23 protein-coding genes are annotated in these 23,286 nt (G+C 64.9%); 9 read left to right on the top strand and 14 right to left on the bottom strand.

Going from position 1 to position 23,286, the window contains the following annotated elements:
• Position 1 precedes the first annotated feature (1 nt).
• From J7548_RS08265 to J7548_RS08300, 8 genes are all read right to left on the bottom strand, one after another.
• On the bottom strand, positions 2 to 1,042 hold the full coding sequence (locus J7548_RS08265) for a branched-chain amino acid ABC transporter permease (RefSeq protein WP_290973004.1): 1,041 nt from the start codon (positions 1,040 to 1,042) through the stop codon (positions 2 to 4).
• A gap of 196 nt (positions 1,043 to 1,238) precedes the next feature.
• Positions 1,239 to 2,384 carry an ABC transporter substrate-binding protein gene (locus J7548_RS08270; RefSeq protein WP_290973007.1) on the bottom strand — a complete coding sequence of 382 codons (1,146 nt, stop codon included), beginning with the start codon at positions 2,382 to 2,384 and terminating at the stop codon, positions 1,239 to 1,241.
• Between the two features lie 30 nt (positions 2,385 to 2,414).
• Positions 2,415 to 2,834: an acyl-CoA thioesterase gene (locus tag J7548_RS08275; RefSeq protein ID WP_290973011.1), complete on the bottom strand. Its 420-nt coding sequence runs from the start codon at positions 2,832 to 2,834 to the stop codon at positions 2,415 to 2,417.
• A 13-nt stretch (positions 2,835 to 2,847) separates the two neighbouring features.
• Positions 2,848 to 3,612, bottom strand: a complete 765-nt coding sequence (locus J7548_RS08280) for an SDR family NAD(P)-dependent oxidoreductase (protein ID WP_290973014.1) — start codon at positions 3,610 to 3,612, stop codon at positions 2,848 to 2,850.
• A 19-nt stretch (positions 3,613 to 3,631) separates the two neighbouring features.
• Positions 3,632 to 4,885: a thiolase family protein gene (locus J7548_RS08285; protein WP_290973020.1), complete on the bottom strand. Its 1,254-nt coding sequence runs from the start codon at positions 4,883 to 4,885 to the stop codon at positions 3,632 to 3,634.
• 13 nt (positions 4,886 to 4,898) lie between these two features.
• Positions 4,899 to 6,755, bottom strand: a complete 1,857-nt coding sequence (locus tag J7548_RS08290; RefSeq protein ID WP_290973023.1) for a feruloyl-CoA synthase — start codon at positions 6,753 to 6,755, stop codon at positions 4,899 to 4,901.
• A 93-nt stretch (positions 6,756 to 6,848) separates the two neighbouring features.
• Entirely contained in the window at positions 6,849 to 7,631 is a 783-nt protein-coding gene (locus J7548_RS08295) for a crotonase/enoyl-CoA hydratase family protein (RefSeq protein ID WP_290973026.1), read from the bottom strand.
• A gap of 307 nt (positions 7,632 to 7,938) precedes the next feature.
• A complete protein-coding gene (locus J7548_RS08300; RefSeq protein ID WP_290973029.1) occupies positions 7,939 to 9,114 on the bottom strand; it encodes an ABC transporter substrate-binding protein in 1,176 nt (391 codons plus the stop codon).
• Positions 9,115 to 9,663: 549 nt separating this feature from the next.
• Between J7548_RS08300 and J7548_RS08305 the strand changes: the two genes are divergently transcribed.
• A complete protein-coding gene (locus J7548_RS08305; protein ID WP_290973032.1) occupies positions 9,664 to 10,761 on the top strand; it encodes a porin in 1,098 nt (365 codons plus the stop codon).
• A gap of 123 nt (positions 10,762 to 10,884) precedes the next feature.
• Here the strand turns inward: J7548_RS08305 and J7548_RS08310 are convergent, their stop codons facing one another.
• Positions 10,885 to 11,763, bottom strand: coding sequence for an IclR family transcriptional regulator C-terminal domain-containing protein (locus J7548_RS08310; RefSeq protein ID WP_290973035.1), 879 nt, complete (start codon positions 11,761 to 11,763; stop codon positions 10,885 to 10,887).
• Positions 11,678 to 12,121 (bottom strand): hypothetical protein, encoded by a 444-nt coding sequence (locus J7548_RS08315; RefSeq protein ID WP_290973364.1) that lies wholly within the window; start codon positions 12,119 to 12,121, stop codon positions 11,678 to 11,680. Before J7548_RS08315 ends, J7548_RS08310 begins: the two co-directional genes overlap by 86 nt.
• Between J7548_RS08315 and J7548_RS08320 the strand changes: the two genes are divergently transcribed.
• The 7 genes from J7548_RS08320 to J7548_RS08350 all read left to right on the top strand — a co-directional run bounded on the left by J7548_RS08320 (position 12,075) and on the right by J7548_RS08350 (position 18,214).
• Positions 12,075 to 12,749 (top strand): 3-oxoacid CoA-transferase subunit A, encoded by a 675-nt coding sequence (locus J7548_RS08320; RefSeq protein ID WP_290973037.1) that lies wholly within the window; start codon positions 12,075 to 12,077, stop codon positions 12,747 to 12,749. The genes J7548_RS08315 and J7548_RS08320 overlap by 47 nt on opposite strands.
• Positions 12,746 to 13,387, top strand: coding sequence for a CoA transferase subunit B (locus J7548_RS08325; RefSeq protein ID WP_290973039.1), 642 nt, complete (start codon positions 12,746 to 12,748; stop codon positions 13,385 to 13,387). Before J7548_RS08320 ends, J7548_RS08325 begins: the two co-directional genes overlap by 4 nt.
• Before the next feature lie 36 nt (positions 13,388 to 13,423).
• A complete protein-coding gene (gene pcaF, locus J7548_RS08330) occupies positions 13,424 to 14,626 on the top strand; it encodes a 3-oxoadipyl-CoA thiolase (protein WP_290973042.1) in 1,203 nt (400 codons plus the stop codon).
• Positions 14,627 to 14,837: 211 nt separating this feature from the next.
• Positions 14,838 to 15,704 carry a branched-chain amino acid ABC transporter permease gene (locus J7548_RS08335; protein ID WP_290973045.1) on the top strand — a complete coding sequence of 289 codons (867 nt, stop codon included), beginning with the start codon at positions 14,838 to 14,840 and terminating at the stop codon, positions 15,702 to 15,704.
• Entirely contained in the window at positions 15,701 to 16,750 is a 1,050-nt protein-coding gene (locus J7548_RS08340) for a branched-chain amino acid ABC transporter permease (RefSeq protein ID WP_290973048.1), read from the top strand. The genes J7548_RS08335 and J7548_RS08340 overlap by 4 nt, the downstream gene beginning before the upstream one ends.
• Positions 16,747 to 17,520 carry an ABC transporter ATP-binding protein gene (locus J7548_RS08345; protein ID WP_290973051.1) on the top strand — a complete coding sequence of 258 codons (774 nt, stop codon included), beginning with the start codon at positions 16,747 to 16,749 and terminating at the stop codon, positions 17,518 to 17,520. Before J7548_RS08340 ends, J7548_RS08345 begins: the two co-directional genes overlap by 4 nt.
• Positions 17,513 to 18,214: an ABC transporter ATP-binding protein gene (locus J7548_RS08350; RefSeq protein WP_290973054.1), complete on the top strand. Its 702-nt coding sequence runs from the start codon at positions 17,513 to 17,515 to the stop codon at positions 18,212 to 18,214. The genes J7548_RS08345 and J7548_RS08350 overlap by 8 nt, the downstream gene beginning before the upstream one ends.
• A gap of 67 nt (positions 18,215 to 18,281) precedes the next feature.
• On the opposite strand, the gene J7548_RS08355 is transcribed toward J7548_RS08350, so the two are convergent.
• From J7548_RS08355 to J7548_RS08365, 3 genes are all read right to left on the bottom strand, one after another.
• Positions 18,282 to 19,220: a PDR/VanB family oxidoreductase gene (locus J7548_RS08355; protein WP_290973057.1), complete on the bottom strand. Its 939-nt coding sequence runs from the start codon at positions 19,218 to 19,220 to the stop codon at positions 18,282 to 18,284.
• A gap of 95 nt (positions 19,221 to 19,315) precedes the next feature.
• Complete coding sequence (locus tag J7548_RS08360; RefSeq protein WP_290973059.1) at positions 19,316 to 20,332, bottom strand: aromatic ring-hydroxylating dioxygenase subunit alpha; 1,017 nt, start codon at positions 20,330 to 20,332, stop codon at positions 19,316 to 19,318.
• 33 nt (positions 20,333 to 20,365) lie between these two features.
• Positions 20,366 to 21,586, bottom strand: a complete 1,221-nt coding sequence (locus J7548_RS08365) for an ABC transporter substrate-binding protein (protein WP_290973062.1) — start codon at positions 21,584 to 21,586, stop codon at positions 20,366 to 20,368.
• 217 nt (positions 21,587 to 21,803) lie between these two features.
• Between J7548_RS08365 and J7548_RS08370 the strand changes: the two genes are divergently transcribed.
• Positions 21,804 to 22,703: a LysR family transcriptional regulator gene (locus J7548_RS08370; RefSeq protein ID WP_290973065.1), complete on the top strand. Its 900-nt coding sequence runs from the start codon at positions 21,804 to 21,806 to the stop codon at positions 22,701 to 22,703.
• Positions 22,704 to 22,710: 7 nt separating this feature from the next.
• Here the strand turns inward: J7548_RS08370 and J7548_RS08375 are convergent, their stop codons facing one another.
• A complete protein-coding gene (locus tag J7548_RS08375; RefSeq protein WP_290973068.1) occupies positions 22,711 to 23,232 on the bottom strand; it encodes a MarR family transcriptional regulator in 522 nt (173 codons plus the stop codon).
• Positions 23,233 to 23,286: the final 54 nt, after the last annotated feature.

Here is a 23,286-nt window from a genome sequence, read left to right on the forward strand (position 1 = left end):
CTTATTCCTCATCCTCGTCATGTGCCGGCGTGACCAGCGAACGCCACAGCAATATCGGCAGCAAGGCCATGAAGACGATCACTTCCTTGTAGTCGCTGGCCCAGAACGAGCTGAACGATTCCAGCAAGCCCACCAGCAGTGCGCCGCCGGCGGCCAGCGGGAAGCTGACCAGCGCGCCGATGGTGGCGGCGACGAAGCCCTTCAAGCCGATCAGGAAGCCCGAGTCATAAAAAATGGTGCTCATCGGGCCGATCAACACGCCCGACAGAGCACCGATAAACGCTGCCACGGCAAAGGAGAGCTTGCCGGCCAGCGTCGTGGAAATGCCCATCAGCCGAGCGCCCAGGCGGTTCACCGCGGTGGCGCGCAAGGCTTTGCCGTACAGCGTGTGGCCGGAGAACAGCCACAGCGCCAGCAGCAGGGCGACGGCTGCGCCGACCACCACCAGCGTCTGCGCGCTCAGGGTCAGCGCCGCGATGTTCCAGCGTTCATCCCAGAATGCCGGCGTGCGGAAGCCTTCGGCGCCGAAGAACACCAGCCCCAGCCCGGTCATGGCCAGATGGATGCCGACCGAGACGATCAGCAGTTGCAGCACGCTGGCATCGGCCATCGATTCGAATACCACCTGGTACATCAGTGGTCCCAGCGCGGTGATGAGCAGCAGCGTCAGCGCCACCTGGACTGGCAACGGAAACTGCTGCGGCGCGGCCCACCAGACCAGCGCGGCGATCGCCAGCGGCAGGCCCAGCGTATTGGCCAGGACGCGCGGCAGGCGCGCCGCCTGGCCGGCGCGCAGCAGCGCCGTGGTTTGCATCGCGGCCGCGCAACACGCCAGGATCAGCAGCAGCCACAGGGGGCCGGGGCGCTGGCCTTGCTGCAGCATGGCCAGCGTAAGCGCGCCGAAGGCGACGAATTCGCCTTGCGGAATGAAGAGGATGCGGGTGACCGTGAACACCAGCACCAGGGCGATGGCGATCAACCCGTAGACAATGCCGTTGGTCAAGCCGTCCAGCAGCAGGATGGCGGCGATGGATGAGTCCATGTGTCGGGATATCGGAAGCGGAAGAGTCGGAGTGAGATAGCTCGTCGTTAGAAGCCGTTATTGAATGAATCAGTCCCCCGTTCGGACTGAGTGGCCCGTTAGGGCCGTATCGAAGGCGCGCCGTCTGTGCGTCTTCGATACGCGGCAATGCCGCTACTCAGTCCGAACGGTGGTTGAGTCATGTCGCAACGATTGCTCAGGGATTGGCCGCCTTCCAGTTGCCGTTCTGGATGGTCAGCATGATGCGCGCATCGTCGCCCAGGCCGAAGTGGTCCTTGGCGGTGTAGTGCAGGGTGCCTTGCGAGATCTGGATGTTGCCCGAGTTCTCCAGGGCATCCTTGAGCGCCGCACGGAAGGCGGGCGTACCGGGTTTGGCTTTCTTCAGCGCTTCCGGCACCACCTTCTGCAGCACCAGCTGGGCATCGTAGATGTGGGCCGCGAACAGGTTGCGGGTGCCGGCGCCGTATTGCTTCTCATAGCGCGTGACGAAATCGGTGGCCAGCTTCTTCGAGGCGTTGCTGTCGGGCAGCGCTTCCGGCACCACCGCCGGGCCGGACACCACGAAGGAACCCTCGACATCCTTGCCGCCCAGGCGGATCAGGTCGCGCGAGGCGGCGCTGTGGGTCTGGTAGATCTTGCCCTTGTAGCCGCGTTCGACCAGGGCCTTGTGCGGCATCGCCGCGCCGCTGCCGGAGGCCACCACCAGCACCGCATCGGGGTTGGCGCTGACTACCCGCAAGGCTTGCGCGGTGACGCTGGTGTCGGCGCGCGAGAAGCGCTCCACCGTACCGACCTTGATGCCGGCGGCCGGCGCCAGGCGCTGGACTTCCTTCAGCCAGTTTTCGCCGTAGGAGTCGGAGTAGCCGAGGAAGCCGATGGTTTTCACGCCTTGCTTTTTCATCTGGTCCACCACGCCGCCGGCCATGACCGCGGTCGACTGCGGCAGGCGGAAGGTCCAGGCATCCTTGCCTTCAGGCGTTTCGATCGGGGAGATGGCCAGTTGCACCGTCTGGGTTTCCAGTGCCACGTCGGCGATGGCCAGCGTCGGCGGCACCGCGGCCGAACCGATGATCAGGTCGACCTTGTCCTCGGCCACCAGGCGGCGCGCGTTCTTGCTGGCCTGGGTCGGGTCGGTGGCGTCGTCCAGCACGATCAGCTTGACCTTCTCGCCGCCGATGCTGTCGGGCCACAGCGCGAAGCCGTTCTTGGCGGGAATGCCCAGGCCGGAGCCGGGGCCGGTCAGCGACATGATCACGCCGATGGTCAGTTCGGCATGGGCGGCGCCCGCGCAAGCCAGCATCGATGCCAGCAGGCTGGCCTTGAATACTTGTTTCATCTTCATTGTCGTCTCCTTGTATTTATAAGATTTCTATTAGCTACACATTTCCCGGATGTCGGCCGGAATGGAGATGGCCTTGATACGGGCAGGATCGTCCGGATGCCGGATGGCGAATACCCGGGTATCGCGGCCTTCGGCCAGCAGTTCGCCATCGCGCTTGAGTTCGTGCCGCATGACGAAGGTCTTGTCGTTCCACTCGACGATGGTGGAGTGGACTTCCACGCGGTCGCCGTAGGTGGCCGGCCGCACGAAGCGCGAGCTGATGTCGACCACCGGCGTGCCGATGATGCCGCGCGTCTTTTCCGTCTCGCGCCAGGGCGGCACGCCGCATTGGTGGAAGAAGTTGCGCGAGGCCGCGTCGTACCAGCGGAAGAAGTTGGGGAAGAACACGATGCCGGCCGGATCGCAGTCGCCGAATTCGACGTTGAGGGGATAGATGACGGTTTTGCTCATGGCATGGCTCCCTTCAACGCGGCGCCAGGCGCAATGCGCCGTCGAGGCGGATCACTTCGCCGTTCAGCGACAGGTTGCCGGCGATATGCAGCGCCAGCTGCGCGAATTCTTCCGCCTTACCCAGGCGCTTGGGGAAGGGGATGGAAGCCGCCAGCGATTGCTGCACCTCTTCCGGCAGCTTGTAGAGCAGCGGCGTGAGGAACAGCCCCGGCGCGATGGTCACTACGCGGATGCCGTATTGCGCCAGGTCGCGCGCCAGCGGCAGCGTCATCGAGGTGATGCCGCCCTTGGAGGCGGCATAGCCGGCCTGGCCCACCTGGCCGTCGTAGGCGGCCACCGAGGCGGTGGCGATCACCACCCCGCGTTCGCCGTCTGCCATCGCCTCGGCGCCGGCCATGCGCGCGGCGGCCAGGCGGATCATGTTGAAGGTGCCGACCAGGTTGACGTTGACGATGCGGCTGAAGTCCTCCAGCGGCATCGGGCTACCGTCCTTGCCGACCATCCGCTTGGCGCCGCCGATGCCGGCGCAGTTGACCAGGATGCGCGGCGTGCCGTTGGCTTCCTGCGCCGCATCCAGCGCCGCTTCGACGGAAGCGCTGTCGGTGATGTCGCAGCGCGCGGCGTGGCAGCCCAGTTCGGCCGCCAGCGCTTGGGCGGCTTCGGTATTGACGTCGAGAATCGAGACGCGGGCGCCGGCGCGCGCTAGCTGGCGCACGGTCTCGGCGCCCAGTCCTGAAGCGCCGCCGGTGACCAGCGCGGCTTGTCCTTGCAATTGCATGTTCGGTTTCCTTGTCGGTTCAATGGGAGGCGGAAGGGTTTTCCAGCAGCAGTGCGATGCCCTGGCCGCCGCCGATGCAGGCCGAGGCCACGCTGTAGCGCGCGCCGCGGCGGCGCATCTCGCGCGCGGCGGTGATCGACAGGCGCACCCCGGTGGCGGCCAGCGGATGGCCCAGCGCGATGGCGCCGCCGTTGACGTTGAGCTTGCTACGGTCCAGGCCCAGCTCGCGCTCCACGGCCACGATCTGCGCGCCCTGCGCTTCGTTGATTTCGAAACAGCCGATATCGTCCAGCGACAGGCCGCTGCGTTCCAGCAGCAGGCGGATCGCCGGCGCCGGGCCGATGCCCATGATTTCCGGCGGCACGCCGACCACGGCGGCGGCGGCCACGCGCGCCAGCGGCGCGCAATCGTTACGGCGCAGGTAGTCGCCCGAGGCCACCACCGTGGCGGCGGCGGCATCGACCAGCGCCGAGCTGTTGCCGCCGGTCTGCACCCCGTCCGGGTACAGCGTGCGCAGCTTGGCCAGTACTTCCAGTGGCGAGGGGCGCGGGTGGGTATCCTGCGCGACCTGGTCGATCTTGCCCTGCAGCTTGATGTGGCGGTCGTTGTAGCCGTCCAGCCGGAAGGTTTCGTTGCCGACCGGGACGATCTCGCCGGCGTGGAAACCTTCTTCCCGGGCGCGCAGCGCGCGCTCGAATGACAGCGCGGCGTATTCGTCGACCGCGGCGCGCGCGATGCCGTATTTCTTCGCCAGGTTCTCGGCGGTCTGCGGCATGGTGATGCCGGGGGCGGGGTCGACCAGCGCTTCCCACATGTAGTCCTGGAAATCCACCGGCGCGCCGAGCTTGAAGCCGGTGCGGTGCGAGAAGGCGGCGATCGGGTTGCGCGTCATCGATTCGCTGCCCACCACCAGCGCGGTCTCGGTATAGCCGCGTTCGATCTGGTCGCCGGCCTGGCGGATCAGTTCGAACCCGGTGCCGCAGATGCGCTGGACCATGATCGCCGGCACCGTCACCGGCACGCCCGCATACAGGCCGATGTGGCGCGGCAGCATGTACTGGTAGGCATCGCCCGGCGCCATGTTGCCGGCGATGACCGAGCCGATGTCGGCGGCCGGGATGCCGGTGCGCGCCAGCACTTCGCGCGCCACCTTGATGCCCATGTCGGTGGGCGAGAGCTGGCTGAAGGCGGTGCAGTAATCGACCATGGGCGTGCGTACGCCGCCGGCCATCCAGACGTCCTTGAAACTGGAATAGAAAGCTTGTTGTGCCATGTCCTGTTGATCCTTAATGGGTGGCGACAGCATGTGCGGTCAAGACGGCGGCATCGCTGCCCTGGTACAGGGCGTCGACCAGGGCCGCACGGTGCGTCAGCACGGCGCGCTGGTTGATCGAACCCTTGTCGGTGATTTCGCCCTTGTCGAAGGATGGCGGGTCGACCAGCACCAGCGCGCGCACGACGCGGTTGGAGCTGCCCGTAGCGTGCTGCTGCAGGCGTTCCAGCATCTCCTGGAAGAACGCGCGCACCGGCGGCGCGGCCACCACCTCGGCGCGCGAGGCATCGGCGGGCAGCCGCGCCAGCTGGCGGCAGCGCTCGATGTTGGGCAGGATCAGCATGCCGACCTCGTGGCGATCCTGGCCGGTGATGACGGCGTCCTGCAGGTAGGGCGCGCCTTCATGCGCGATCAGCGCGCGCAGCGGCCCGACGCTGACCCAGGTGCCGGTGTAGAGCTTGAAGTCTTCCGCCACGCGGCCGTCGAACATGAAGCCGCGGTCGTGATGTTCCGGATCCAGCCAACGCACCGCGTCGCCGGAGCGGAAGAAACCCTCGTCGTCGAAGGACTCGGCGGTCTGTTCCGGCGCCCGCCAGTAGCCCGGCGTCACGTTGGGGCCGCGGTAGCGGATCTCCAGCTTGTCGCCGTTGGGCACCAGCTTGATTTCCATGCCCGGCGTGGGGATGCCGATCTGTCCCGCGCGCACCTGCTCGTCGACCACGAACAGCGCCGAGGGCGCGGTCTCGGTCATCCCCAGTCCGCACGACATCACGATGCGCTCGCCGCAGGCCGCTTCGGCGGTGGCGTGCAGCTTGTCCCACACCGGCTGGGCCAGTGCGGCGCCGGCGTAGAACTGCATGCGCAGGCGGCGGTAGAAGGTCTTGCGCAGCGCTTCATCCTTTTCCAGCGCATGGGCGATGCCTTCCCAGCCGACCGGGACGTTGAAATAGACCGTGGGCGAGATCTCGCGCAGGTTCTCCAGCGTCACGGCCAGGCCTTGCGGGGTCGGCTTGCCTTCGTCGATGTACATGGTGCCGCCGTTGTAGAGCACGATGCCGACGTTGTGGTTGCTGCCGAAGGTGTGGTTCCACGGCAGCCAGTCGACCAGCACCGGCGGTTCTTCGGCCAGGAAGGGGAAGGTCTGGACGATCATCTGCAGGTTGCTGCAGATCATGCGCTGGGTATTGATCACCGCCTTGGGCATCTTGGTCGAGCCCGAGGTGAACAGGAATTTGGCGATGGTGTCAGGCCCGGTGGCGGCGTGGGCGCGTTCCACTTCCTCGCCGGCGACGGTGGCCTCCAGTTCGGAGAACAGGGTGCAGGCGCGTCCGGCGGGCGGCGCTTCGGTCACTACGAATTCGATATCGGGCGCCACTGCATTGACGGCCGCGGCGAACTTCTCGCCGTGCGCGGCGAAGATCAGGCCGGGGGTGAGCAGCTGCACCGCGTGGCGCAGCTTGGCGTAATCCTTGGACAGCAGCGAATAAGCCGACGACACCGGCGCGTAAGGCACGCCGGCGTAATGGCAGCCCAGCGCCAGCATGGCGTGTTCCAGGTCGTTTTCCGACAGGATCAGCAGCGGCCGTTCGGCCGACAGGCCACGCTGCAGCAGCGCCTGGCCGATGCGCCTGGCGCTTTGCAGCGCTTGCCCATAGCTGATGCGGCGCCAGCCGCCGGCAGGGTCGCGGCGCGCCATGAAGGTACGTTCGGGATCGATCCCGGCCCAGTGGACCAGTTTGTCGGCCAGCCGGTGGGGGTAGTCCTGCAGCGGCTGGCGGGTCTTGACGATGGCCTGGCCGTCAGCGGCGGGAAATACGTCGACGCCGCCGATGCCGAACCTGACGCTGCGATAGCGAGGTGGAGTGTTCATACATGTCTCTGTTTATGTGATCCGCACGGTCGTTGCCGCGCGGTCTTGTCGTTATGTGCTGCTGTATTACTGACTGCTGGCCGGCGCTGTCCTTTATGCCGGCTTGACCTTGTTCTGCTTGTGGTCGAGGAAGGCCGCCAGGCGCCGTTTGGTGTCGGGATCGCTGCCGGCCACCGCGGCCATCAGCGACTCGGTCATCAGGCCGTCCTGGATCGACTGGTCATGGATGCGCGGCAGCACATGCATGACGCCGTAGTTGGTCATGGCCGCATTGCCGGCGATGCGTTCGGCCAGTTCGCGCGCCTTGTCCAGGCCTTTCCCGGCGGCGGTGGCGTATTGCGAGATGCCGGCCTGGTGGCCTTCCTCGGCCGACAGCACGCGCCCGGTCAGCATCATATCGGCCATGCGCGCCACGCCGATCAGGCGCGAGATGCGCACCGAGCCGCCGCCGCCGACGAACAGGCCGCGCTGGCCTTCCGGCAGTCCATAGAAGGCGCTGTCTTCTGCCACGCGGATATGCGCCGCCGCCGCCAGTTCCAGGCCGCCGCCGATGACCGCCCCATGCAATACCGCGATCACCGGCACGCGGCCGAACTGGACCTGCTCGAAGGCGGCATGCCACATGCGCGAATGGTGCATCGACTCCGGCGTGCCGCGTTCTCGCAATTCCGAGAGGTCGAGGCCGGCGCAGAAGTGTTCGCCCTTGCCATAGATGATGGCCGCCTTGACGCCTTCGGGCAGGTTTTCAAAACAATCGCGGATGGCGCGCACCAGCGGGTCGCTGAGCGCGTTGCGCTTGGCCTCGCGGTTGATGGCGATTTCGGCGATGGCGCCGCGGTGGTGGATTTCCAGGAGTTCGCTGCTGTGGATGCTCATGCTTTTGCTCGTCTCGCCGTTGCTGGTTTTTAAATTTAGTTATAAATTAGAACTGTTATTTAGTATAAATATGTGACGGGTAAACGCAAGGGCCATGCTGATGCAAGTCTGTTCGATATTCATAAAAGAGGGCGGTAACCGAACAAAATTGCGGCGTGTGGTGATGCATGGAAATGCTGCGTTGCAGGGAAAGAATCGCTCGATTCACGCGGTGGCGGAGCGTAGCCGAAGCACAATGCGGCCGCAGCAAGAAAAAACGCCGGTGTGCAATGCATCACCGGCGTTTCCTTGTTGTGTCGGACGGGATTTACTTGCCCGTGTCTTTCATGTTCTCGAACTTGTCGAACTCGACGTTGTAGGCCTCGTTGCCGATCTTTTCGACCTTGCGCACGTACACCGTCTGCACGATGTCGCGGGTGGCCGGATCGATGGCGATAGGGCCGCGCGGGCTGGTGAACTTCATGTTCTTGAGGATGGCCATGGCCTTGTCGCCTTCGATCTTGCCGTTGAGCTTTTTGGAGACGTCGTAGATCGCGGCCATGCCGTCATACGCGGCCACCGCCATGAAGTTGGGGCGGCCGGCGCCCGGGTTGGCGGCGGCGAAGCTCTTCAGGAATGCCTTGTTCTCCGGCGAATCGTGCGCGGCCGAATAGTGGAAGGTGGTGATCACGCCCAGCGTGGAGTCGCCCATGGCCGGCATGACGTGGTCGTCGGTCAGGTCGCCGGTGGCGATGACCTTGATGCCGGCTTCGGCCAGGCCGCGTTCGCGGTAGCCCTTCATGAAGGCCACGCTCTGTTCGCCGGCCGGAACGAAGATGAACACCGCCTGCGGCTTGGCGTCCTTGATGCGCTGGATGAAGGGCGCGAACTCGGGGTTGCGCAGCGGCACGCGGATCGACTCCAGCACCTGGCCGCCGCCGCCCAGCAGGTTGGTCTTGAAGGCGGTCTCGGCATCGATGCCGGGGCCGTAGTCGGCCACCAGCGTGACCACGCGCTTGATGCCGTTCTTCAGCGCCCAGGTCGCCATGGGGCCGGAGACCTGCGGCAGCGTCATCGAGAAGCGCGCGATGTAGTTGGACTTGGTGGTGATCACCGAAGTGGCGGCATTCATGACGATCATGGGCTTCTTGGCCTGTTCGGCGATCGGCGCCACGGCCAGCGCCTCGGGCGTCAGGCCGAAGCCGGCCAGGAAGTCCACCTTGTCGCGCACCACCAGTTCCTGCGCCAGGCGCTTGGCGATTTCAGGCGAAGGGCCGGTGGTGTCCTTGATGATGATTTCCACCTTCTTGCCGGCGACCTTGTCTCCGTTCTGCGCCATGTAGGCCTTGATGCCGCCTTCCATCTGCTTGCCGTAGTCGGCGAAGGGACCGGAGAAGGCGGCGATCAGGCCGACCTTGATAGTGTCTTCGGCCTGCGCGTGCGCGGCCGCGATGAAATTTGCTCCTGCCAGCAGCGCCAGCAAAGCGGTTTTTTTGCGTGTCATTTTTTGTCTCCAGGTTGCGCGTATTTCGTCGAGGTGAAACCGGTTCTTCTGCCGCCGCTATTTTCGCATCGCAGGCTTTTGTTGTTGCATCAAGGCGACGCGTTGCCTTTTCTTCCAGCCCGCGTTTTGTTGACAAGCCCCGGCGAGGACAATAGTATCGTATCGAGTGTTCGGTTAACAACATATTGTTCGATAATCGCACATCAAATAAAACGCCAAAAAATAGAAGAGCGGAGACGGTTCTTCCCCAGGCATCAGTCGATGCCATTGACATGGCTTGATGCGGTATACGTGCTTCATCGTGCGCCGCGCATCACCGCAAAACATCCCGCGCCGAGGGCGTACGCCATGCGGCCAGGGCTTGCTTGCGCCCGCGCAGGCGCGCAGGGCGAGGCAGCGCAGCACCGAAAAAGAAAGACGAAGGCATTCGCAGCAAAGAAGGGCAAGCGGACGGCGAGCAGCGAATCGCCGGCACGCGCCGGATCATGGCGCGGCCACCGGCAGCAGACCGGCCAATAACAATCGTTCACACAATAGGAGGAGACAACAATGGCAAGAAAGACGGTATACGGCGCAGTCGCACTGGCCGGGGCATTGTGCGCGGGATCGGCAATGGCCCAGAGCTCGGTCACCATCTACGGCATCATCGACACCGGCGTGGTGTACACCACCAACGCCAACGCGGCCGGCAATTCGAATTTCAAGATGCCGTCGCTGACCGGCTCGTTCCCTTCGCGTATCGGGTTCAAGGGGACGGAAGATCTCGGCGGCGGCCTGCAGGCGATGTTCGTGCTTGAGTCCGGATTCGCGCCCGACACCGGCGCGATGGGGCAGGGCAACCGCCTGTTCGGCCGCCAGTCCTTCGTCGGCCTGAAGGGCGACTGGGGCCAGGTCATGCTCGGCCGCCAGGTCAACATGACTTACCTGTCCGGACTGAAGACCGACGTGATGGGCCCGAACATCTTCGCCATCGGCAGTATCGATCCTTACCTGCCCAATGCACGCAGCGACAATGCGATCGGCTATCTGGGCACATTCAGCGGCTTCACCGTGGGCGCGACCTACAGTTTCGGCCGCGACACCGCATCCTCGGGCGGACCGGCCGCCACCAACTGCGCAGGCGAAGTGGCCGGCAACAGCAAGGCCTGCCGCCAGGTTACCGCCATGCTGGGTTATGACGGCAAGGGTTTCGGTGTCACGACTTCCTATGACATCCTGTACGGCAATACCGGCGCAGCGAATGGCTTGAGCAGCAGCGACAACACGGACCAGCGCGTGACCCTCAACGGCTACGTCATGCTGGGCGAGGCCAAGATCGGCGCCGGTGTGATCGATCGCCGCACCCGTGCGGCGGCCAATACCAATACCGACTCCGATCTGTACTACCTGGGTGTGAGCTATCCGTTCTCGGCGGCGCTGGTGCTGGATGCGCAGATCTCGCGCCTGGATGTGAAGAACAGTCCCAACGACGTCAACCTGCTGGTGGCGCGCCTGACCTACAACCTGTCCAAGCGCACCGCGCTGTACACATCGGTGGGCCGCATCACTAACGGCGGCACATCGGCGGTCGCCATCGATGCCGGCGGCACGGTCGGCGCCGGCAAGAACCAGGTCGGCGTGATGACGGGTATCCGCCACACCTTCTGAGCGGCAGTGGGAAAGTCTTGAGGAGAATGGCGAAGACGGTTTCCGTCTTTGCCTTTGGCCCGGCCATCGGAATGGATGGCCGGGCTGTTTTCTTTGCGGGAGCGGAAAGGAAGCGGATAACGCTCAGGGCAGCAGCACCGACAGTTCCTGGGCGCCGCGCAGCAGCACCGGCAGGATCTCTTCTTCCATCTGGCGCCGCGATACGCGCGCGGCTTGCGCGCCGACGTTGAGCGCGGCCAGCACATTGCCGGAGGCGCCGCGCACCGGCACGGCGATGGAACGCAGGCCCACTTCCAGTTCCTCGTCGATGATGGCGTAGCCCGCTTCACGCACGCCGGCCAGGATTTCCCGCAGGCGTTTTTGCGAGACCACGGTCTTGTCGGTCAGGGCGCGCAGCTTTACCTTTTCGAAATAGGCTTTCAGCTGGTCATCCGGCAGGTGGGACAGCATGACGCGTCCCAGAGAGGTGCAGTAGGCCGGCAGGCGGCTGCCGGTGTTGAGCGCCACCGACATCACGCGCGAGGCGGCCGAGCGCGCCACGTACAGTACTTCATTGTCGTCCAGCACGGCCAGCGAGCAGGATTCGCCCAGCGTGCGGCTGATGTTGTTGAGGTAGGGCTGGGCGGAAACCGTCAGCGGCGTCGATGACAGATAGGAGTAGCCCAGCGTCAGGATCTTCGGGCGCAGCGAGAAGTTGTTGACTTCGGAGTCGGCATAGCCCAGTTGCTTGAGCGTATGCAAGCAGCGCCGCACGGCCGCGCGCGGAATGCCGGTCTTCTGGCTGATCTGGGCGATGGTCAGGCTGCGGCGCGAATCGCTGAAGGCGCGGATCACCGCCAGCCCGCGCGCCAGCGAGGTCATGAAGCTGGGATCGGTGAGGGCGTCGATTTCCTCGGCGATGGTCAGTTCGCGTTCTTCAACGGCTTCCTTGGGCTTGGCCCTGGTCTTGCCGGTGCTGGCGGGAGTGGTTTTGCGGGCCTTCGGGGCTGGAGTGGTCGGCATATTCGATCGGTTTGCGATAACGGTCGGATGTTGTCAGGTCGGCACGGCTACGCGAAGATTTTAAACGCATGTGCGGCAAACGAACACATCCGGCGAGTTTTTCTTGACGGCGGCCAAACCGGATCGCTAAACTCTTTTTGTGCGAAAAACAAACATTAGTTCGTTTATCGAACAAAACAGGGGCGAATAAAGCTACCCTGTGACGATAATAAAAACCACTGGAGACAGCGCCGGGACGAGCCATGCAGGCGGCTTGGGCATCGGATTCATGCATCTGCCGCTCGAACTGCGGCAACAAAAGAGAGTGCAACGTGATCGATAAAACTTTTGAGTCTTTGGAACAGGCGGTGGCCGACATCCATGACGGCGCCACCATCATGATCGGCGGCTTCGGCAATGCCGGCATGCCGGCCGCGCTGATCGATGCGCTGATCGCCCAGGGCGCGCGTGACCTGACCATCGTCAACAACAATGCCGGCAACGGCGACACCGGCCTGGCCGCGCTGCTCAAGACCAAGCGGGTGAAGAAGATCATCTGCTCCTTCCCGCGCCAGGCCGATTCCCATGTGTTCGACGCGCTCTACCGCGCCGGCGAGATCGAGCTGGAGCTCACGCCCCAAGGCAACCTGGCCGAACGCATCCGCGCCGCCGGCGCCGGCATCGGCGGCTTCTTCAGCCCCACCGGCTACGGCACCATGCTGGCCGAAGGCAAGGAAACGCGCGTCATCAACGGCCGCAACTACGTGCTGGAGTCGCCGATCCACGCCGACTTCGCGCTGATCAAGGCGCTGCGCGGCGACCGCTGGGGCAACCTGGTGTACCGCAAGACCGCGCGCAACTTCGGGCCGATCATGGCCATGGCCGCCAAGTGCGCCATCGCCCAGGTCAGCGAAGTGGTGGAGCTGGGGCAGCTCGATCCGGAAGCCATCGTCACGCCGGGCATCTTCGTGCAACGGGTCGTGCAAACCAAGGAGGCACAGCAATGAACCGTTTTTCCCGCGACCAGATCGCCGCGCGCGTCGCGCAAGATATCCCCGAGGGCGCATATGTGAACCTCGGCATCGGCCTGCCGACCAAGGTCGCCAATTACCTGCCTGCCGACAAGGAAATCTTCCTGCACAGCGAAAACGGCCTGCTCGGCATGGGCCCGGCGCCGGCGCCTGGCGAGGAGGATGAAGACCTGATCAATGCCGGCAAGCAGCCGGTGACGCTGCTGACCGGCGGTTCCTACTTCCATCACGGCGACTCGTTTGCGATGATGCGCGGCGGCCACCTCGACATTTGCGTGCTGGGCGCGTTCCAGGTGTCGGCCGGCGGCGACCTGGCCAACTGGCACACCGGCGCGCCGGACGCAATCCCCGCCGTCGGCGGCGCGATGGACCTGGCCATCGGCGCCAAGCAGGTGTTCGTGATGATGGAACACCAGACCAAGAACGGCGAAAGCAAGATTGTCGGACAATGCACCTATCCGCTGACCGGCATCGGCTGCGTCAACCGCATCTATACCGACCTGGCCGTGATCGACGTCACGCCGCAGGGATTGCAGGTGCGCGAGATCGTCGACGGCCTGTCCTTCGAAGAATTGCAAAAGCTGACCGGTGCGCCGCTGCTGCCGGCGGCTTGAGTTGCATCGGAATAGCATCGGAACCATGAGGAAGCCATGAAAGACGTATTTATCTGCGACGCCATCCGCACCCCGATCGGCCGTTTCGGCGGCGCCTTGAAGGACGTGCGCGCCGACGACCTCGGCGCGGTGCCGCTGCGCGCCCTGATGGAGCGCAATCCGCAGGTCGACTGGAGCGCGGTGGACGACGTGATCTACGGCTGCGCCAACCAGGCCGGCGAAGACAACCGCAACGTGGCGCGCATGTCGCTGCTGCTGGCCGGCTTGCCCAAGGAAGTGTCCGGCTCCACCATCAACCGCCTGTGCGGTTCGGGTATGGACGCGGTCGGCACCGCCGCGCGCGCCATCAAGTCGGGCGAAGCGCAACTGATGATCGCCGGCGGCGTGGAATCGATGACGCGTGCGCCGTTCGTGATGGGCAAGGCGGAGAGCGCCTTCTCCCGCAACGCGACCATCCAGGACACCACCATCGGCTGGCGCTTCGTCAATCGCCTGATGAAAGAGCAATACGGCGTCGACGCCATGCCGGAGACGGCGGAGAACGTGGCCGACGACTACAAGGTCAATCGCCTCGACCAGGACAAGTTCGCCGTGAACAGCCAGGCCAAGGCGGCCGAAGCGCAGAAGAACGGCACCCTGGCGCAGGAGATCGTGCCGGTGGTGATCCCGCAGAAGAAGGGCGATCCGGTTACTGTTTTGCAGGATGAGCATCCGCGCGCCACCAGCATGGAGGCATTGGCCAAGCTGAAGGGCGTGGTGCGCCCCGATGGCACGGTCACGGCCGGCAATGCCTCGGGCGTGAACGACGGCGCCTGCGCCTTGCTGTTGGCCAGCGCCGAAGCGGTGGAAAAATACGGCCTGAAACCGAAGGCGCGTATCCTCGGCATGGCCGCCGCCGGCGTGGCGCCGCGCATCATGGGCATCGGCCCGGCGCCGGCCAGCAAGAAACTGCTGGCGCAGCTGGGCCTCACCATCGACCAGATGGATGTGATCGAACTGAACGAAGCCTTCGCCTCGCAAGGACTGGCGGTGTTGCGCGAGCTGGGCGTGGCCGACGACGATGCGCGCGTCAATCCCAACGGCGGCGCCATCGCGCTGGGCCACCCGCTGGGCATGAGCGGCGCGCGCCTGGTGACGACCGCGGCCTACCAGCTGCAGCGCACCGGCGGCCGCTACGCGCTGTGCACCATGTGTATCGGCGTGGGGCAGGGCATCGCGATGGTGATCGAGCGGGTCTGACGTCAACCGGCGGCGCCGCGCGTGGGCAGCGCCGCCGGGAAGACGTACAAGGAAGTACCAGGAAGCACCAATACAAAAAATATCCAATGACGAGCCGCCGGAAAAAAGAGCGGCGCAAGTGCAGAAGAGGAGACCTGCAGCAAATGTGCACGCATTGTCATTTCACGCCCGCAACGGGCGCACGGCGGCAGCGCCGGAACGGGAGGCAGCCATGATCGGCAACCTCTTCGGCGTATTGTTCGACGGCATCGCCTACGGCAGCCTGCTGTTCCTGATCAGCGTCGGCCTGTCGGTGACGATGGGCATGATGAACTTCATCAACCTGGCGCACGGCGCCTTCGCCATGCTGGGCGGCTATGTCTGCGTGACTCTGCTCAACCGCATGGGCGTACCGTTCCTGGCATCGTTGCCGCTGGCCTTCCTGGCCGCGGCCGCGGTCGGCCTGGTGCTGGAGCGTTCGCTGTATCGCCGCCTGTACAAGGCCAGCCACCTGGACCAGGTGCTGTTCTCCATCGGCCTGACCTTCATGGCGGTGGCCGGCGCCACCTGGATGTGGGGCCCGACCCAGCAGCCGGTGGTGCTGCCTGACTGGCTGCGCGGGCAGGTTTCCCTGCTCGGCCTGGACGTCGGCGCCTACCGCCTGTTCCTGATCGGCGTCGTGGTGCTGGTGACGGCGGCGCTGGGCCTGCTGATCGAGCGTACCCGTTTCGGCGCGCAGATCCGCGCCTCGGTTGACAACCAGGTGGCCGCGGCCGGCCTGGGCATCAACGTCAGCCGGGTATTCAGCCTGACCTTCGCGCTCGGCTCCGGCCTGGCCGGGCTGGGCGGCGGCCTGGGCATCGACGTGCTGGGCCTGGATCCTACCTTCCCGGTCAAGTACATGGTGTACTTCCTGCTCGTGGTGGCGGTCGGCGGAGCCGGCACCATCAAGGGGCCGCTGCTGGCGGCGATCATCCTGGGCGTGTTCGACGTGGCCGGCAAATACTATGTGCCGCAGATCGGCGCCTTCGTCATCTACGGCCTGATGGTGGTGCTGCTGATCCTGTTCCCGGCCGGTCTGGTCAGGAGGCGCGGATGAATACCGTCACTTCCACCCGGCCGCATCCGGAACGCGCGGCCGGTTCCTCGGCAACTACCCAGGGCCCGACCATGAAGCCTTCGCTACGCCTGCCCAACGGCCGCTGGACGCCGTTGGAAATCATCTTCTGGCTGCTGCCTGTGGCCGCTTACTTCGTCTTTCCGGACTACCTGATCCTGATCAGCCAGATCATGATCGTCGGCCTGTTCGCGTTGTCGCTGGACCTGATCCTGGGCTATGCCGGCATCGTCTCGCTCGGCCATGCGGCCTTCTTCGGCGTGGGCGCCTACACCGCCGGCCTGCTGGCCGCGCACGGCTGGGGCGAGCCGATCAGCGGCCTGCTGCTGGGCGGTGTGGCGGCGGCCGCGGCCGGTTTCCTGGTCAGCTTTTTGGTGGTGCGCGGCGGCGACCTGACGCGCCTGATGGTGACGCTGGGCATCGGCCTGATGCTGTTCGAGGCGGCCAACAAGGCGGCCTTCATCACCGGCGGCGTGGATGGCCTGTCGGGCATGGCGATGGACAAGATCTTCGGCCTGTTCGAATTCGACCTCAACGGCAAGGTGGCCTACGTCTACAGCTTCGTGGTGCTGTTCATCCTGTTCGTGCTGTTGCGCCGCATGGTGAATTCGCCGTTCGGCCTGGGCCTGAAAGGCATCCGCGAAGGCGGCCGCCGCATGCCCGCCATCGGCGCCGATGTCAGCCGCCGGCTGGTGGCCATCTTTACCGTGGCCGCCGCGGTCGCCGGTGTGGCCGGCGCCTTGCTGGCGCAGACCACCCAATTCGTCGGCCTCGACGTGCTGGGCTTCCCGCGCTCGGCGGAGCTGCTGATCATCCTGGTGCTGGGCGGCACCGGCCGCCTGTATGGCGGGCTGGTCGGCGCCGTGGTCTACATGCTGGCGCAGGATTACCTGTCCGGCCTGAATCCGGCCTACTGGCAATTCTGGATCGGCCTGCTGCTGATCGTCATCGTGCTGTTCGCCCGCGGCGGCCTGCTGGGCGGGCTGGCGGCGCTGCGCGACAAGTTCTTCAAGGGAGGCCGCGCATGAGCACCGCAATCCAAAGTGCAGATACCACGCTGCGCACCGAAGGCCTGACCAAGCGCTGGGGCGCCTTCGTGGCCAACAGCGAGGTGTCGCTGAGCTTCGCGCCGGGCGCGCGCCATGCGCTGATCGGCCCCAACGGCGCCGGCAAGACCACCTTCATCAACCTGCTCACCGGCGGCTTCGCGCCCAGCAGCGGCAAGGTCTGGTTCGGCGGCGACGACATCACCGCCTTGCCGCAGCACGAGCGCGTCAAGCGCGGCATGACGCGCACCTTCCAGATCAACACCCTGTTCGCCGGCCTCACCGTGCTGGAGTCGGTGGTGCTGGCGATCCAGGAACGGCGCGGCATGCAATACAAGTGGTACCAGACCGTGGCGCAGCAAGGCGACGTGATCGACGAGGCGATGGCGCTGCTGGCATCGCTCAAGCTCGACGGCGAAGCCAACAGCATCACCCGCAGCCTGGCCTACGGCAAGCAGCGCCTGGTCGAGATCGCGCTGGCGCTGGCTACCAAGCCCAAGGTGCTGCTGCTGGACGAGCCGGCCGCCGGCATTCCTTCGGCGGAGAGCCGCGAACTGTTCGAGGTGATCGCGCAATTGCCGCGCGACGTCACCATCGTCTTCATCGAACACGACATGGGCCTGGTGTTCCGCTTCGCCGAACGCATCACCGTGCTGGTGGGCGGCAAGGTGCTGGTGGAAGGCACGCCGGCCGAAATCGCCGCCGACAAGCGGGTCAAGGAAGTCTATCTGGGGGAGGCCGAACATGAGTGAGCTGCTGGCGCTCGACAAGGTGACCGCCGGCTACGGCGAGTCGATCGTATTGGAAGACGTGTCCTTCGCCATGCGGGAAGGCGAAAGCCTGGCGCTGCTGGGGCGCAACGGCGTCGGCAAGACCAGCCTGCTGGTCACGCTGATGGGCCTGACCCGCCTGCATCGCGGCAGCATCCGCTGGCGCGGCGCCGACATCGTGCGCGTGCCCACCCACAAGCGCGCCCATGCCGGCCTGGGCTGGGTGCCGCAGGAGCGCTTCATGTTCCCCTCGCTGACCGTGGAGGAACACCTGAGCGTGGTCGAACGCGGCGGCGAATGGAACCTGAAGAAGATCTACGACATCTTCCCGCGCCTGCAGGAGCGCCGCGGCAACATGGGCAACCAGCTCTCCGGCGGCGAACAGCAGATGCTGGCGATCGCCCGCGCGCTGATGGTGAGTCCGCGCATCCTGTTGCTGGACGAACCGATGGAAGGCCTGGCGCCGATCATCGTGCAGGAACTGCTGAAGGTGATCCGCTGCCTGGTCAGCGAGAACGGCATGTCGGTGATCGTGGTGGAGCAGCACGCGCGCATGGCGCTGTCGCTGACCCAGCGCGCCATCGTGCTGGACCGCGGGCGCATCGTGCACGAGTCCGACAGCGAGAGCCTGATGGCCGACGGCGATAAGCTGGACCGATTGGTGGCGGTGGCTTGAGGCGTACTGTCATGCAGCAAGGAAAAACGGAGGCAGTGGCCTCCGTTTTTCTTTGTCATCGCTGGCGTTACAGATCGATTTCCAGCACCGCAGACTTGGCCCGAGACACGCAGGGCATGAACCATTTCCCCGAGGCCTTTTCCTCCTCGCTTAAGAAGCTGTCCCGGTGATCGGCCTGGCCGTCTAGCAAGGCAGTCTGGCACGTGCCGCACACGCCGACTTCACAGGAGCAGGGTATATCCACGCCGGCTTCGTGCAAACAGGACAGGGCGGAGCGATCCGCTGCTACGCTGATTTCGCGTCCATCTTTCAACCGCAGTAAAAATGGTGCATCGCTGGCTGAGGGCTGCGGTGCGTTGAACGATTCCTGATGGAAGCAGGCCGCGCCGAAACGGGCGGTCGCTTGTTCGGCGACGGCAGCCATGAAGGGAGCCGGGCCGCAGGTATAGACCTGGGCGCCGGCGAAGCCGGACAGCAGGGCGGCGATGGCGGCGGAAGTCTGCGGCACATCCAGTCCTGTATGAAGACTGACGTGCGCTCTCAATATCGAATCCTGCAACTCGTGGCGAAATGCCAACGACGCATCATCGCGGGCGAAGCAGGCCAGGCGGAAATCCTCGCCCCGGCGCGTCAGCGCATGCGCCATGGACAGCAGCGGCGTGATGCCGATGCCGCCGGCCAGCAACAGGTGCGGGCCGGCGCCGGTGGCCAGTCCGAAGGCATTGCGCGGCGCGCCGATCTGCAAGATGTCGCCGGTTGCCGCTGTCTCATGCAGCCAGGCCGAGCCGCCGCGCGAAACCGGTTCGCGTTTGACGGCAATGCGGTAGGACGCGGGCGAGGGCTGCCGGCAGCAGAGGGAATATTGGCGCACCAGGCCATTGCCCAGCGTGACGTCGATATGGGAACCGGGCGCATAAGGCGGCAGCGGTACGCCGCCGGCGCCGGTCAGTTCGAAGATACGGATGCCCGTACCGTCGTCGGTAATGGAAGTAATGATGACATTCATGGATGTGCATGGCCGCCGGTCGCCTGGAGGCGGCCGGAGCGGTGAGTGAAAAGAGATCGGGAAGCCGGCCGAGGCATGCCGCTCCGGCCGGCAGTTCAGGCGGCTTGCTGTACCTGTGCGTTCAGCGCGTCGATGATGCGGCGCGCGCGGTTGGCGCCGGCGTCGACGTGGATGTCGATCATGCCTGCGCCGGGGAACCGGCGCATGTTGCGATATTGCGCTTCGATGATCACGCGGTCTTCCTCGAAGGTCGCGGCGGTTTGCTGGTAGACCGTTTCCAGGTTGTCGGGCGCATCCGGATGGGTGGAGCAGGCCATGGTCCAGAAGTAGTGCGAAGTGGTCTCGGTCTCCGGGGTAATGCCGTGGAAGCCGCGCATATGGAAACCGCCGCGTTGCGGATCGTCGAGCGATTCCGTCCCGGCATCAACCGCGCCGGTAAAGATGTTGAGGTGGCTGACGTGGAAGTCGATTTCCTGCCAGCGGTCGATCAGCCCCTTGAACGGCCACGCCGCACTGTAGGTGGCCGGCGGTTGCGATGCCGGCATCCTGCGCACTACGCGCACGTGTTGTCCGTCGCTGCTAACCTGGGTAGGCGCTTCCATGTGCGTCTTCGCGTTGCCGCCGATGGTCTTGGTGTGCACGTAGCCGACGTGGCTAAGGTCGAGCAGGTTGTCGTGGATCAACTGGTAGGGCGCCTGGTAGTGGAAAGCGCCGCCCTTGTAGCGATAGCGCGGGTTGTCGTGGGCGGCGATCTCGGGCGGTTCTCCCGCGACCCCTTCGCCCAGCCAGATCCAGATGATCTGGTTGCGCACGGCGACCTGGTAGGACTTGACGCAGGCCTTGCCCGGTATTTTCAGTTGGCCCGGGATTTCGACGCATTGGCCGCTGGGCGCGTACAACAGCCCATGGTAGCCGCAACGGATGCCGCCGTTTTCCAGCATGCCGCAAGACAGCGGCACGCTGCGGTGGCAGCAGCGGTCTTCGAGCGCGGCGACGGCGCCGTCGGGGCCGCGGAACATCACCACGGGATGGTTGAGCAATGTGCGGGCCAGCGGCTTGTCCTGCAATTCCCAGGCGAAGCCGGCGACATACCATTGATTGAGCGGAAACATGATGGACTCCTTGCTTGGTTGATTCCTGCGGGCCTACTTGGCCGGATCCTTGACAGAGTCATAGCGGTCGATCTCGGTGGCGATGTATTTGCCGTCCTTTTTGTCGATGCGGCGGATATAGATGCTCTGCACGATATCGCGCGTGGCGGCGTCGATGGCGACGGTGCCGCGCGGGCTGGCGGCGCTGTAGCCCTTGACCGCTTCCATGAAGGCGGCGCCGTCGGCCTTGCCGCCGGTCTTGGCCAGCGCGCCGGCGATCAGGCCCATGGCGTCATAGGCCGAGACCGACAGGAAGTTCGGCTTGAAGCGTCCGCCCACGGTCTGGGCGAACGCATCGAGGAACCTGGCGTTGTCGGCGCCGGGGCGCGAATAGGCGTAGAAGCCCGCGGTGTAGATGCCCAGCATGGCGTCGCCGCCCATGCCCAGCACATCCTCGTCGGCCCAGCCTTCGCCGCCCAGGAAGCGGATGCCGGCCTTGTCCAGGCCCTTCTCCTTGTAGGCCTTGATGAAGGACACCATGGGCTGGCCGTTGGGCAGGAACACATGGATGGCGTCGGGCTTCTCATCCTTGATGCGCTGGATGTAGGCGCTGTAGTCGACCGTGTTCAGCGGCACCCGCACCGACGAGGTCACGGTGCCGCCCAGGGCGGTGAAGGTCTTGCTGAACCAGGCGTCGGCATCCAGGCCCGGCGCGTAGTCGGAAACGATGGAGAAGACCCGGCGCGAGCCGGTCTTGTAGGCCCACTCTGCCAGCGGCTTGACCGATTGCGCGATGGTGTACGAGGTGCGCGTGATGTAGGGGGACTTGGTGGTGACGGCGGAAGAGGCGGCGTTCATCACCACCATCGGTTTCTTCGCCTTGTCGGCCACCGCGGCGGCGGCCATGGCGTTGGGCGTGAACACGAAGCCGGCCACGATGTCGGCATTCTCGCGGCCCAGCAATTCAGTGGCAAGCCGCTTGGCGACATCGGCCTGCGGGCCGGTGTCGTCCTTGTAGAGCACTTCCAGTTTCTTTCCGGCGATGGTGGCGCCATGCAGGCGCAGCCAGGTATCCACGCCGGCCTTCATCTGTTCGCCGCTTTGCGCGGCCGGGCCGGTCAGCGAGGTAATCACGCCGATGCGGATGGTGTCGGGGGCATTGGCGGCTTGCGCGCCGGGTTGCCAGGCCAGCGTCGCCAGTGTGGCCAGCGCGGCGGCGCAGGTGGTGGTGAAACGCAAGGCGATGCCTGTCCCTGCAAGCCTGGTGTGTCGCATGGTGTCTCCTCGTTGATTGTCATGGCGGCCGGCTGCGGATGCCGTGCCGATGCGGGTGCTTGTTTTTTATTGATGCATCCCGATGCCGATCGATCATACCGAAGCGAAATTATTTGAAAATAGAATTTTCAGAATAATATTTATTCGATTTTCAAATTTAATATGCAAGCTTGGCATGGCACTCTGCGGCTTGGATACATGGAAAAAAGGAGGAGGCATGGCATCGTTCGACCTGAACCTGCTGCCGATCGCGCTGGCGATCTTCGAGGAGCGCAGCGTCAGCGGCGCGGCGCGCAAGCTGGATATGAGCCAGCCGGCGGTGAGCGTGGCGCTCAACAAGCTGAGGCTGGCGCTGGGCGATCCGCTGTTCGTGCGCACCGCGCATGGCATGGAGCCGACGCCGCGCGCGCTGACGTTGATCAGCCCCACGCGCGACATCATGCAGCGGCTCCATACCGATGTCCTGGCCAGCGAAACCTTCAATCCAGCCAGCACCACGCGGCGCTTTACCATCGCGCTGTCGGATATCGGTGAGATGACCTTCCTGCCGAAGTTGCTGGACCGTTTGCGGCGCGATGCGCCGCAGGCATCCATCTTGTCATTGTCGATGGCGCCGCTGGAATTGTCGGCGGCGCTGGAGAATGGCGAGGTCGATCTGGCGGTGGGTTATTTCCCCGACCTGAAGAACCGCAATTTCTTCCAGCAACGGTTGTTCTCGCACGACTTCATCTGCCTGCTTAGCGCCGACCATCCGCATCGTTCGCGCAAGATCAGCATTGAACAGTTCCTGCAGATGGGACACGCGGTGATCAAGGCGGAAGGGCGCAGCCAGGAGTTGTTCGAACAGTTCCTGATACGCCGGAAGATACAGCGCCGCATCGTGCTGTCGACGCCGCACTTCATGTCGATTCCATTCCTGATCGCCTCGTCCGACCTGATCGCTACCGTGCCGCGCGCGGTGGGCGAGTCCTTCGCGCAATTCTCCAACATCAAGCTGGTGGAGCCGCCGTTCGAGATTCCACCCTTCGACCTGCGGCAGCATTGGCACCGCAAGTACCACAAGGATGGCGGCAATGCCTGGCTGCGCGCCGTGATCGCCGAGATGTTCTCGGCCTGAGCCCGGCTTATTCTTCCTCGCCCTGGCCGTCCTTGAGCTTGGCCAGCGGCGCCCGGCTTTGCGGGTTGTTGATGTGCACCAGTTTGTCGAGCAGGTACATGAACTGTTCCTTCTCGCCTTCGTCCAGCGGTTCGAGGATGCGCTTGCGCAGCCGTTGCAGACCGGGAATCAGTTGTTCCAGCAATTGCTCGCCCGCGGCGGTGATGCGCAGCGCGCGCTGGCGCCGGTTGTGCGGGATCACTTCGCGCACCAGCAAGCCTTTTTCCTCCAGCCGCGCGCAGACGGTGGCGCCGGTCGAGGTGTCGATCGCCACCAGGCCGGACAGCGTCACCTGGTCGATGCCGGGATGGTTGGAGAGCATGCGCAGGATGGCGTATTGCACCGGCGTGACCACGCCTTCGATTTCGTCATGGAACATCGAGACCGATATCTGCTGGGCCCGGCGCAGCAAGTGGCCGGGATGCTCGTACAGGTCCACCAGCTGGCTTTCGGCTGGCGGCTGGTTTTTCTTCGCGCTGTTTCTGGACATGGTGGAAGTCGCTGATGAGCAGGTTAGGTCATTTGCCTGGGGTGCGGCCGGCAG

The sequence above is a fragment of the Herbaspirillum sp. genome (genome assembly GCF_017744395.1).
In the GTDB taxonomy this organism is placed as follows: domain Bacteria; phylum Pseudomonadota; class Gammaproteobacteria; order Burkholderiales; family Burkholderiaceae_D; genus Herbaspirillum.

Excerpts from the sequence above, each read along its gene's own strand:
- J7548_RS08325 (WP_290973039.1), top strand. The coding sequence starts at position 12,746 with ATGAACCGTTTTTCCCGCGACCAGATCGCCGCGCGCGTCGCGCAAGAT.
- J7548_RS08365 (WP_290973062.1), bottom strand. The coding sequence starts at position 21,586 with ATGCGACACACCAGGCTTGCAGGGACAGGCATCGCCTTGCGTTTCACC.
- J7548_RS08275 (WP_290973011.1), bottom strand. The coding sequence starts at position 2,834 with ATGAGCAAAACCGTCATCTATCCCCTCAACGTCGAATTCGGCGACTGC.
- J7548_RS08370 (WP_290973065.1), top strand. The coding sequence starts at position 21,804 with ATGGCATCGTTCGACCTGAACCTGCTGCCGATCGCGCTGGCGATCTTC.
- J7548_RS08355 (WP_290973057.1), bottom strand. The coding sequence starts at position 19,220 with ATGAATGTCATCATTACTTCCATTACCGACGACGGTACGGGCATCCGT.
- J7548_RS08300 (WP_290973029.1), bottom strand. The coding sequence starts at position 9,114 with ATGACACGCAAAAAAACCGCTTTGCTGGCGCTGCTGGCAGGAGCAAAT.
- J7548_RS08345 (WP_290973051.1), top strand. The coding sequence starts at position 16,747 with ATGAGCACCGCAATCCAAAGTGCAGATACCACGCTGCGCACCGAAGGC.
- pcaF (WP_290973042.1), top strand. The coding sequence starts at position 13,424 with ATGAAAGACGTATTTATCTGCGACGCCATCCGCACCCCGATCGGCCGT.
- J7548_RS08350 (WP_290973054.1), top strand. The coding sequence starts at position 17,513 with ATGAGTGAGCTGCTGGCGCTCGACAAGGTGACCGCCGGCTACGGCGAG.
- J7548_RS08265 (WP_290973004.1), bottom strand. The coding sequence starts at position 1,042 with ATGGACTCATCCATCGCCGCCATCCTGCTGCTGGACGGCTTGACCAAC.
- J7548_RS08270 (WP_290973007.1), bottom strand. The coding sequence starts at position 2,384 with ATGAAGATGAAACAAGTATTCAAGGCCAGCCTGCTGGCATCGATGCTG.
- J7548_RS08295 (WP_290973026.1), bottom strand. The coding sequence starts at position 7,631 with ATGAGCATCCACAGCAGCGAACTCCTGGAAATCCACCACCGCGGCGCC.
- J7548_RS08290 (WP_290973023.1), bottom strand. The coding sequence starts at position 6,755 with ATGAACACTCCACCTCGCTATCGCAGCGTCAGGTTCGGCATCGGCGGC.
- J7548_RS08285 (WP_290973020.1), bottom strand. The coding sequence starts at position 4,885 with ATGGCACAACAAGCTTTCTATTCCAGTTTCAAGGACGTCTGGATGGCC.
- J7548_RS08305 (WP_290973032.1), top strand. The coding sequence starts at position 9,664 with ATGGCAAGAAAGACGGTATACGGCGCAGTCGCACTGGCCGGGGCATTG.
- J7548_RS08340 (WP_290973048.1), top strand. The coding sequence starts at position 15,701 with ATGAATACCGTCACTTCCACCCGGCCGCATCCGGAACGCGCGGCCGGT.
- J7548_RS08280 (WP_290973014.1), bottom strand. The coding sequence starts at position 3,612 with ATGCAATTGCAAGGACAAGCCGCGCTGGTCACCGGCGGCGCTTCAGGA.
- J7548_RS08360 (WP_290973059.1), bottom strand. The coding sequence starts at position 20,332 with ATGTTTCCGCTCAATCAATGGTATGTCGCCGGCTTCGCCTGGGAATTG.
- J7548_RS08310 (WP_290973035.1), bottom strand. The coding sequence starts at position 11,763 with ATGCCGACCACTCCAGCCCCGAAGGCCCGCAAAACCACTCCCGCCAGC.
- J7548_RS08335 (WP_290973045.1), top strand. The coding sequence starts at position 14,838 with ATGATCGGCAACCTCTTCGGCGTATTGTTCGACGGCATCGCCTACGGC.
- J7548_RS08315 (WP_290973364.1), bottom strand. The coding sequence starts at position 12,121 with ATGTCGGCCACCGCCTGTTCCAAAGACTCAAAAGTTTTATCGATCACG.
- J7548_RS08375 (WP_290973068.1), bottom strand. The coding sequence starts at position 23,232 with ATGTCCAGAAACAGCGCGAAGAAAAACCAGCCGCCAGCCGAAAGCCAG.